We start from the raw sequence: 9,776 nt of genomic DNA, 5'->3' as shown, positions 1-9,776 counted from the left end.
GTGATGCCGCCCAGATGGCGGCGCAGCGCGCTCAGTTCAATGGGTTTGACCAGCCACGAATTCATGCCCGCGGCCATGCAACGCGCTTCTTCATCGCGCATCGCGTTGGCGGTGACGCCGATGATGGGCTGCGCAAAGCCGCGCGTGCGCAGTTCGCCCGTCAGCTCGTAGCCGTTCATTTTGGGCATGTTGACGTCGGTCAGCAGCACGTCGTAATACGCCATGTTCCACATGGACAGCGCTTCGGCGCCGTTGCCCGCCACCGTCACGGTGCAACCCAGCTGCTCGAGCTGATGGCGCAAGGTGGCTTGGTTGATAGGGTTGTCCTCGGCGACCAGCACGCGCAGGTTCAGGGGCTCCAGCGGCGCGTTGGCGGGGGATTCGGCCGGCACCGGCGGGTCGCCGCGCAACAAGCGCGAAATGCCGAAGCCGATGCTGTCCAGGTCGTGCCCGTCAACCTGCACCGGCATGCCCGTCGCGGATTCGCGCGGGTCGCCGGCCGACAGGAAATGGCCGATCCAGTTGGCGGGCGGCGCTTCCGAGTCGCCCAGGATGTCGAGCAGCACGTCGTCGGCCTCGCCGGGGCCCAAAGGCGTCGACGCGGGCTGGGCGGCCGCGCCCCAGCGGGTCAGCCATTGGCAGACGTTGTCGCTTAGTTCGCGATGCGGGCTGCGCACCACGACGCGGATGCCGTGCAGGTCGGGTTCGTCGATGGGTGGGCCGTCGGCCGGCTGTAGGGCCAGGTCCAGCGAGAAGCTGCTGCCCAGGCCCAGTTCGCTGGTCAGGCGGATATCGCTGTCCATCAGCTTGGCCAGGCGCGCACAGATTGACAGCCCGATGCCCGCGCCGCGCACGGTGTGGCTGGCGCTGTCGATCTGGTAGAAGGGGCTGAAAAGCTGGGCCTGGTCTTCCTTGTCGATGCCGATGCCGGTGTCCACCACTTGCAGCGTCAGCACTTGTGCGCCGTCGGCACGCTCGGCGCCGCGCAGGCGCACGATGACATGGCCTGATTCGGTGAATTTGATGGCGTTGCTGAGCAGGTTGCTGAGGATCTGCCGGATGCGCACCGGGTCGCCGGTGACCCAGGGCGCCACCGAATCGTCCACGCTGGCAAACAGCAGCAGCCCTTTCTGGCGGGCCAGTGCCGCAAATGACCGGGTGCAGCTTTCCACCAGTTCACGCGGGCGGAACAGGGTGGATTCCAGCGCCAACTGGCCGGATTCGATCTTGGTGATGTCCAGGATGTCGCTGATCAGCTGCAACAGGATCACCGACGAATTCTGGATGCGCTCAAGGTGCTGGCGCTGCTCGGCGTTCAGCTCGGTCATGCCCATCAGTTCCAACGTACCCAGCACGCCATACAGCGGCGTGCGGATCTCGTGGCTCATGGTGGCAAGAAAGGTGGATTTGGCTTCGCTGGCCTTGTCGGCGTCGCGTTTGGCCTGCGCCAGCGCGCGTTCGATTTCCGCTCGCGCGCTGATGTCCGCAAAGGCGCACAGCACCACGTCCTGCTTTTTGTAGCGCGTGGGCGAATAGGCCACGTACAGCGGCCGGCCGTCGTCGGCGTGAAAGGTTTCGATATTGCCGGGCTGGGACGCGTTGAGCACCTGGTCCAGCAAGGGGCGGGCGGCGGGCGAATCGCGCAGGCCCTGGCCGGTGGCCGCGCCCAGCCATTCCAGCGCCAGGCTGTTGGCGAACAGCACGTCGCCATTGGCGCGCGCCAGCACGCATAGGGCGATGGGCGCCGTCTGGATCAGCGTGCGGTTGAATTCCTCGCTTTCGGCGATGTCGCGGTGGGCGCTTTGCGCCGGCTCGATCACGCGCCGCGTGTACCAGCGCTGATAACCGATGCCGCCCGCCAGGCTCAACAGCAACATCAGCGCGGCGCTGACGGGCAGCCACAGGTTGTCTTCGAAGAAATTGCGGTAGGTGACGCGGTAGCGCGCCGTCCAGATGCCGGTCGGGTCCGACACTTGCAGGATCAGCCCGCCCGCCGTGGCGCGCAGGCCGCTGTGCTCGACGTTGGGCACCGGGCCGTCGCCGATCATCAGGCCGATGTCCCGATGCGACAGCCAGAAACCGTCGTATTGGATAGACGGCAGCGCGCGATCGTAGATGTTGATGCGGCGGCGGCTGAACAGGGTGGCCACATACAGGTCGGGCTCCCCGCCCGCGCGGTTGGCCCAGGCCGAACCGGTCAGCCCCGCCGGCATGGTGCCCACCATGCGATCAGGCAGCCCGGCCGGCGGAAACCAGCGAATTTCGGCGTGTGCCGTGCCCACGCCGGAGGCCGGCGCGTTCAAGGTTGCGGATGCCTCGTCGTCCCCGCCCTTGGCAAGCTGCGTGCGGACGGCGTCGTTGACCAGCAGCAGGGTGTCTTCGACCAGCGGTTCGCCGTAGCCCGGCTTGACGTTGATGGCGGGCACGGCGACGCCCACGCTGTCGGTGCGGTTGACGAGAAACGCCGCGGCGGCCGGAAAGTACGAGTTGGCCCAGAACGTGCTGTAGAAGTCCGCGAAGTAGCCCGCCGCCGCGGGCACGGGGCTGTCGGCCACCGGGCATTCGGCGGGATAGGCGCAAAACAGCGAAAAGGGCATGGCGACCAGCGCGTGCTGGCCGCGATAGACGCGCATGCCCGGTCGGGTGGAATCCAGGGGTGTGGACAACTCGGTGTTGTCGACCGGCGGCCGGCCATCCAGCCGTTGGCTTTCTTTGCTGAACTGCTTCAGGAACAGCTCTTGTTCGTGGATGTAGCCCACCAGCACGGCGAAATCCATCAAGAGGCGGTCTTCTTCCTGCTTGATGATGCGCTGGGCGCCCCACAGCAGGGCGCCGATCAAGATAAGGGCAATGGGCAGGATGCCGAACAGCGCGATATTCAGCCGTCGTGAAGTGCGTGCAATCCTGCTAAACGGCGTTTCCTGCATACGCGGGTAAGAGTCCTAAAGCGGGTGAGTGGCATACGGCCTGGGCTCGTCCGCCAGCAGATCGGTGAAGTCATGGGCGTTGACGGCGGCGGATATCAGGAAGCCTTGGGCGAAATCACAGCCGATTTCGCGTAAAAACTCCAGGTCTTTCGTGCTTTCGACGCCTTCGGCGGTGACTTGCAGGCCTAATTGGCGGCCCAATTGCACCGAAGAGAGCAAGGCGGCGGCCCGCACATGGTCTTGTGCGGCGCCGTTGACAAAGGCGCGGTCGATCTTCAGTTCGGTGAACGGCGTGGAAATCAAGGTGTACATCGAGTTGTAGCCTTTGCCGAAGTCATCCTGCGCCAGGCCGAAACCCTTCAGGCGCAACCGGCTGGCGCCCATATAGTAGTGGCCCGGGATCGAGGTGGTTTCGTCTTCCAGCAGTTCGAACGTCACGTCTTCGAACGGCACACCCCGATCCGCGACCAGATTGTAAAGCTGGTCGGGCAAGTCCGGTTCGTCCAGCAGCCGGGTAGGCAAATTGACGGAAACCGGCATCCGGAAGCCCTGGTCTCGCCATCCGATATAGGCCGTCAAGGCGTCGTCCAGCATCCGGATAAGCAGGGCGTGGGCCAGGCCGTGATGCCGCACCGCGCCCAGGAATGACGCGGGCAGCATGAAGCCGAATTCCTGGTGATGCCATCGGGCCAGCGCCTCGGCGCCGACGATGTTGCCGGTGGCCAGCGCTTTCTTGGGCTGGAACCACGCCTGGATCTGGCCGGCAGCCAAGGCCTTTTCCAGCGTGCGCCGGTCGAATAGCGGGGCGGGTGGCGCGCACAGCGTAGGCGACGCTACGCCGCCCTGTTGCGGGTTGCGCAGCCGCTTGGCCAAGGCCAGCGCGTGTTCGCGCGTGACGGGCTTGGTATAGGCGGCAATCACCGACAGGCCCTTTTCCTTGGCCATGAGGCTGACGCTATTCATGATGCGGCGCGAGCAGGCGGTGGTGATGGCCAGCATCGGGTTGCATTGCAGGCGAGCCAGCTCATGGATGAACTGCACGCCATCCATGCCGGGCATGTTCAGGTCCATCAACACCAACTGGTAAGAATGCGTCCGAAATTTCTCCAGGGCCTCTTGCGCCGAATTCGCCATGTCCACATGGTCGAAGCCGGCCTCAAGGAACAGGCCACGCATTTGCGCGCATTGGAAAGCATGGTCGTCCAGGACCAAGACCTTGTACACGGATAACATCGTCAACTCCGGAGTTCTTTAACCGATTGCAGCGTTTGGCGCAGGACCGTCAGCGGCAGCGGCTTGACCAGCAGGCTGGTCATGCCGGCATTGATGCCGCGACGCTGCTCGTCGGGAAACGCGTTGGCCGTGACCCCAAGCACGGGCTTGTCAAAGCCGCGCTTGCGCAGAATGCGGGTTAGCTCGTAGCCGTCGACCAGCGGCATGTTCAGGTCGGTCAGGACGGCGTCAAACGTCATCAGGTCGGGCAGGTTCAGCGCTTCCTGGCCGTTGCCGGCCAGCACCACCGTGCAGCCCATGTGTTCAAGTTGTTCGCGCAGGATCAATTGGCTGATGGGGTTGTCTTCCGTGACCAGTACCCGCAGGCCCAGGACTTCAAGCGGCGCCTTGGGGTCGAAAGCGGTGCTGCGCGCCGCGCCGCCTTGCGCCAGACGCACCGCATGGTTGAAGCTGCCCAGGCTGTAGGCGCTGGCGAACCAGTTGCGGTGGCTGTCTTCCACGCGAGGGCGCAGGCCGGGCGGATGCAAAATGACCTGCGGCCCGATCCAGTTACCGATCTTTTGCGCGTGCGGCCACGCTTGCACCAGCACTGCCGGCTCGCCCGACGTGACGCCGCCGGCGGGGTAGGGCAGGCCGACCGCGCCCCAGCGGCGCAGCCAGTCGCACAGGTTATGAACGATTTCGGGTACGGCGCCCTGGACGTAGACCAGCGTGCCCGCGAGCTCGAGCGAGGGCGCGTCCAGCGCCTCGGGTGCAAGCGGCAGCCGGATTTCAAAGGTGATGCTGGTGCCCAGGCCGGGTTCGCTGACGGCGTTAAGGCGGCCGTTCATCATGTCCGACAGGCTGCGGCAGATGGACAGGCCCAGCCCCGTGCCCGGCAACGTGACGCAGTTGTCGGCGTCCACCTGGTAGTAGGGTTCGAACAGCCGCGCCTGGTGTTCGGGGGCGATGCCCGCGCCGGTGTCGGCGATCTGAAAGCACAGGTCGACGCTGTCGCGGGTGCGGCTGTTGACCTTCAGGCGCAGGACGATTTGCCCGGAATCCGTGAACTTGATCGCATTATTGGCAAGATTGTCGAGAATCTGGCGGATGCGCGTGGCATCGCCGATGACGGCGGCGGGGGTGTCCGGGTCGGCCACGGCATAGCTGCGCACGCCCTTGGCATGCGCGCGCGCCGCGAAGCTGGCCACGACGTTGTTCAAGAGTTCAACGGGGGAAAAAGGCGCGCGTTCCAGCACAGTGTGGCCAGCCTCGATGCGGGAAAGGTCCAGCGTGTCGTTGATGGTGCGCAGCAGCGTGGCCGACGATTGCTGGATGGTTTCCAGGTACTGCGCCTGCTGGCCGCTGACGCGAGTCAATGAAAACAGTTCCAGCGTGCCAAGAATGCCGTAGAGCGGGGTGCGGATTTCGTGGCTCATCGTGGTCAGGAAGACCGTCTTGGCCTGGTTCGCGGCTTCGGCGTCGCGCTTGGCTTGCAGCAAGGAATGTTCAATGCGCTTTAACGCAGAAATGTCGCTGATGCCGCACAGCACCACCGCTTCGCCCCGGTACGTGGTGGGCGCAAAGCTGAGATAGGCGGTGCGGCCATCGTTCAGCCGATGTTCGCGGCCGGCTTCATCGCCCTGCGCGGACAGGATTTCGGTGCGCCAGCCCGGTGTGCCCTGGAACCAGCGGCGCGCCATGTCGTTGGACAACACCACCGCGCGATCCGAACGCCGCAGCAGGCATAGCCCCACCGGCGCCACTTCGATCAGCTTGCGGTTAAGCGACACGCTATCGGCCAGGGCTTCGTATTGGCGCAACGCGGGCAGCACCAGGCGCCGGCGGATATAGCGCACGCGCAGGATCACGGTAATGATCAGCAGCAGCGAGGCAATGGCCGCCGTCTGAAAGGCTATCGCGTTGTCGCGCAGCACGTGGCGCATGGGGGCGTAATAAACCAGGCGCCACCCGTCATCGCCCACGGATTTGCTCAGCACCAGGTATTCGGGCAGCCAGCCCTGGCCTTGCAGGCCGAAGGCATCTTCGCGGGTGGTATGCGGCAAGGCCTGGCTGGTGGCGCCCGCGCCGGCACTGCGCAGCACCGGCCGGCTCAGTTCGTCGAACAGCACGTAGTCGCCCGCGCCGATGCGCGGCGCGTTCACGGCCGAATCCACGCCATGGACTTCCAGGCCGATCCAGGCGGCCTCGGGGTGTACCGCATCAAGCGGCGTGAACAGGAACAGGCGCTTGACCGTGTCCTGCGGCGGATGCAGCCAGACGATGGGCGGCAGGCCGTTGGTGGGCGCACGGGTCTGCACGTCGGCCAGCGTCAGCGCCAGCCACTGCTGGATGGACGCGGGAATGGCCGGCGTGCCCGGCTGGTCGTGCGAGGCGATGGGCACCGTGCTGGCGTGGCGCACCGCGCTGTAGACGATGCGCGTGTTGGCCTGTGCCACGCGGCGCAGGTCGCGCGGGGTCAGGACCAGCGCCCAATCGTAGGCGTCCGGGCCTTCTTGAAGCGGCAGCACTTCGATTTGCCCCGTCTTGCCGAAATGCGACGGGGTCTTGCTGATGGGTTCTTGGTTGGTGTTGCGCACCGCCGACGCGGATATCGAGCGCAGCAGGGATTCGCGCTGGTCGAAAAAATGCTGGGCTTCGTAGGCGGCGGCGTTCATGTGGCGCCGGTAGTTGGACACCACGTTGCTGAACGCCCAGTACAGGTACAGGGTAGCGCCCGCCGCGATACAGACGAGCAGCGCCACTGCAAGAAAGTGCAGTAACAGCGAGGCGGCGCGCGGCGCGGCAAGGGGTTCTAGGGCGGGAGCGCCATGGTCTTCTACCAGCATTTGACGCATGGTAGAAACACCTGCTTACCCAGTGAATAAGAAGAATCTCAAAGTGGGGGGCGCAAAAAAAAGGGAAGAAAGGGGGAAGAAAAGGGCCCAAGCAAAAGGCCCTTTGGTATGCGCCGCGCAATCCCGGAATTTGAGAAATTTCTTGTTCTTTTACCCGGCAGCGTTGGGCACTATCTGTGGGATTCCGACTTCGCCAAGAAGCTGCCTACCGGCGCATTTTCACACCGGCGGCATGCCTCAGCACGGCGCTTAGACGTTAATCGAGAACAGCATGATATTGACCCGGCTCTGCCCCCCCGCGCACCCCATCGTTCGGGTCTTGCCATGAAAGACGACGCCCGTTCCTGGGCTCTGTCCGAAGAGTCCGTCGTGCTGCGCTTCCAGCCTGTGTTCACGGCACAGGGGCAAGTCCACGAATACGCAGTGATGGGCCGTTGCCGGCCGTCACCGTGGAGCAGCCTGAACCCCGTGGGCCTGGGCGCCAGCCTGATGGCCGGCGTGGCGTTCTTCAAGAAATTCAAAACCCCAATCGAATTGTCATTCGAACACGCGCTTGATGTGCGTGGCCATGGCGATCTGGCCGAGCGCCTGTGCTCCGAGTTGGGCATTGGCGTGCTGGAAAACGCCATCTGGGTCAACAAGTACGCGCGCTACGACGATGCCGCGCCCCTCTTGATGCCGGCAAAGCGCATCACCTTCACCCTGCCATTGACGGACCGCCTGTCGGACCACGCCGATGTGCTGTCGCGGTATCCGGAATTCCAGGCGCGGTTGCGCGCGCGATTGCTTCCCGCCGTATTGCGCGGCAAGGACACCGGCCATGGCGCCTTGCGCGCCGACGGCCTGCATGTGCAGGTGCCGCTGGGCCTGTCCGAAAACCGCACCTTGCAGGGCCGCTTCTTCACCCTGATGGAGCGCGCCTGGTGCGCCAACCTGCAAGTGGTGGCCGGTGGCGTGGAAGACATTCGCGACTTTGCGTGGATGCGCCTGCACAGCGATCTTCTGTTTCGCGGGGCGGCCTTATCCGCCCCGCTCAGCGCCGAATGCCTGGGCATCTGGCTAGACGCCGACAGCAACGCGTGGCGCTCATTCAATGCATCCACCACGCGCTTCGCCGGCGTGGCGGAAAGCTAACGTAGTTGTCAGCGTAGTTGTCAGCTGAGTTGCTAGCTGAGTTGCTAGCTGAGTCGCAAGCTTAGTTGCCGGTTTCGGATTGCAGGCGGCCCAGGATAAACCCATCCACCGAGCTCGTCCGGCCGCGCCACAGCGTGGGCTGCCCGGCAATGGGCGTGCCGTCGGCCGTGAAGAACAGCGCGTCGGTCAGGTGGATGTAGTTGGGCAGCGGGTCGGCCGGCTGCGGCACGCGGAACACATCCCCCAGTTCAGCCAGCGACCGGTGCACCGCATCACGGGCGTCGGCGTCCAGCATGTCGAGCGAACCCGTGAAGCTGGCGGCGAACCGGTCGAAATATTCCGCGCCCGACACGATGGACCCCGACACCAGCATGCCGCCCATTTGCAGCGTCACACCGATGCTTTCAAGCTGGCCGCCGTTGTTGACCAGGTTGACCAAAAATTGCAGGAAGGCGTCGGCGTGGGGGGCCGTGTTGGCGCTGGTGGTGGGCTCGTTGGACATATCGGGGTCTCGGAAAGGTCGTAGAAGACGCACAAGATACTCGAATCGCGCAAAAAAAGCCTACCAGCCCCAGCACGTGCCGGCCGCCGGTTTGCCGCAATTGCGGTAATTCACCGCAAACCACAGCTTGCCGGCGTTGCGCGGCGAGCCGTCGGTCTTGACGTCTACGCGCGGCAGTTCTTCCAGCGTGTCGCGTTGGCTCTTGATGGAGACGCCCGCGGCCACGTTGGCGGCCAAGGGGATGCGCCCCAGCGTTTGCGCTTGCCGGTCGTCGAACACAATATCGGTGTCGGCCAGCGCGCCCATTTTCAACGAGGCGTCGCGAACGGCGGCGGCATAGCTGTCGTTGGCGCCGCCGGGAACCAGCGTCGAACTCAGCGTGCTGACCGCCAGGATCTGCGCGGGCGTGGCGGGCGCGGCCATCTTGTATTGGTCCAGCGCCGGCAGTTGCCCGGCCGCTACCTGGCGACGCAGCCAGTCGCCCCACAGAAATTCCGCGAACTCGGGCAGGTTGCCGTTCTGGTAGGCGATGTCGCGGGTGAAGTACACCAGCGAGCGATAGCGGTCTTCCTGCATGCCGCCGGCTTCGTCGGCGCTGGCCAGACCCAGGCGGCTGGGTAATTGGTCGACGGTGATGGGCTGGTTCTGGCCATCGCGCAGCCACGCCCGGCGTTCGTCGACCATGCGTTGCCAGAACGCGGCGGCGGTCGGCAGGTTGCTGTAGTTGGCATCCACCTTGACCCAGACCGGCAGCTTCGGGCCGCCATCGAATATCTCGCGCAACGACGAGAACGTGTGATGGCCGTCGGTCAGGTACAGGTTGCCGTCCCAGCCCACCACCACGGTTTTCAGGTTTTCCGGATGCGTGCCCGGTGCGTCCTGGCACGCGAAAGTGGCGGGCTGATCCAGCCGCGCGGCGCGGGCCGCAGCCAGGTCGGCGAATTTTTCGGCGCGTTCCACACCGCCCATGTCCTCGCAGTAGTCGTCAAACTTCTTGCCGACGGTGCGATCCAGGTAGTCCAGCTGGCGGGCGTCGTCGCCGGCCCACGAGCGGTTGAAGTCGCCTTGCCAACGGCCCAGCTTGTAATAGATCTGGTCGTAGCCGATGGCAGCCTGCGTAGGGCGCAGGGCGTCGATGGTGAC

General features: G+C 64.9%; 6 protein-coding genes. 1 reads left to right on the top strand and 5 read right to left on the bottom strand.

Features of this window, described 5'->3' with window-relative positions; genetic code table 11:
• From YH64_RS29770 to YH64_RS29760, 3 genes are all read right to left on the bottom strand, one after another.
• On the bottom strand, positions 1-2,927 hold a 2,927-nt coding region (locus YH64_RS29770), incomplete at its 3' end, for an ATP-binding protein (RefSeq protein WP_143215619.1).
• A gap of 15 nt (positions 2,928-2,942) precedes the next feature.
• A complete protein-coding gene (locus YH64_RS29765; RefSeq protein ID WP_046807910.1) occupies positions 2,943-4,160 on the bottom strand; it encodes an EAL domain-containing protein in 1,218 nt (405 codons plus the stop codon).
• Positions 4,161-4,162: 2 nt separating this feature from the next.
• A complete protein-coding gene (locus YH64_RS29760; RefSeq protein WP_370512789.1) occupies positions 4,163-6,997 on the bottom strand; it encodes an ATP-binding protein in 2,835 nt (944 codons plus the stop codon).
• A gap of 324 nt (positions 6,998-7,321) precedes the next feature.
• Between YH64_RS29760 and YH64_RS29755 the strand changes: the two genes are divergently transcribed.
• Positions 7,322-8,131 carry a hypothetical protein gene (locus YH64_RS29755; RefSeq protein WP_046807908.1) on the top strand — a complete coding sequence of 270 codons (810 nt, stop codon included), beginning with the start codon at positions 7,322-7,324 and terminating at the stop codon, positions 8,129-8,131.
• Between the two features lie 61 nt (positions 8,132-8,192).
• Here the strand turns inward: YH64_RS29755 and gvpU are convergent, their stop codons facing one another.
• Both gvpU and YH64_RS29745 read right to left on the bottom strand, forming a co-directional pair.
• Positions 8,193-8,633, bottom strand: a complete 441-nt coding sequence (gene gvpU / locus YH64_RS30305; RefSeq protein WP_185975435.1) for a gas vesicle accessory protein GvpU — start codon at positions 8,631-8,633, stop codon at positions 8,193-8,195.
• A gap of 60 nt (positions 8,634-8,693) precedes the next feature.
• Positions 8,694-9,776, bottom strand: a 1,083-nt coding sequence (locus tag YH64_RS29745; protein ID WP_143215618.1) for a ParB/Srx family N-terminal domain-containing protein, incomplete at its 5' end; no start/stop codon positions are given.

The sequence above is a fragment of the Achromobacter sp. LC458 genome (genome assembly GCF_001005835.2).
Lineage (GTDB): Bacteria > Pseudomonadota > Gammaproteobacteria > Burkholderiales > Burkholderiaceae_B > Achromobacter > Achromobacter spanius_B.
The sequence above is the reverse complement of the archived record's forward strand: the minus strand, read 5'-3'. Positions and strand labels throughout refer to the sequence as shown.

Bases quoted from the DNA above. Each gene is read 5' to 3' on its own strand.
- YH64_RS29765 (WP_046807910.1), bottom strand. From the start codon at position 4,160: ATGTTATCCGTGTACAAGGTCTTGGTCCTGGACGACCATGCTTTCCAA.
- YH64_RS29760 (WP_370512789.1), bottom strand. From the start codon at position 6,997: ATGCGTCAAATGCTGGTAGAAGACCATGGCGCTCCCGCCCTAGAACCC.
- YH64_RS29755 (WP_046807908.1), top strand. From the start codon at position 7,322: ATGAAAGACGACGCCCGTTCCTGGGCTCTGTCCGAAGAGTCCGTCGTG.
- gvpU (WP_185975435.1), bottom strand. From the start codon at position 8,633: ATGTCCAACGAGCCCACCACCAGCGCCAACACGGCCCCCCACGCCGAC.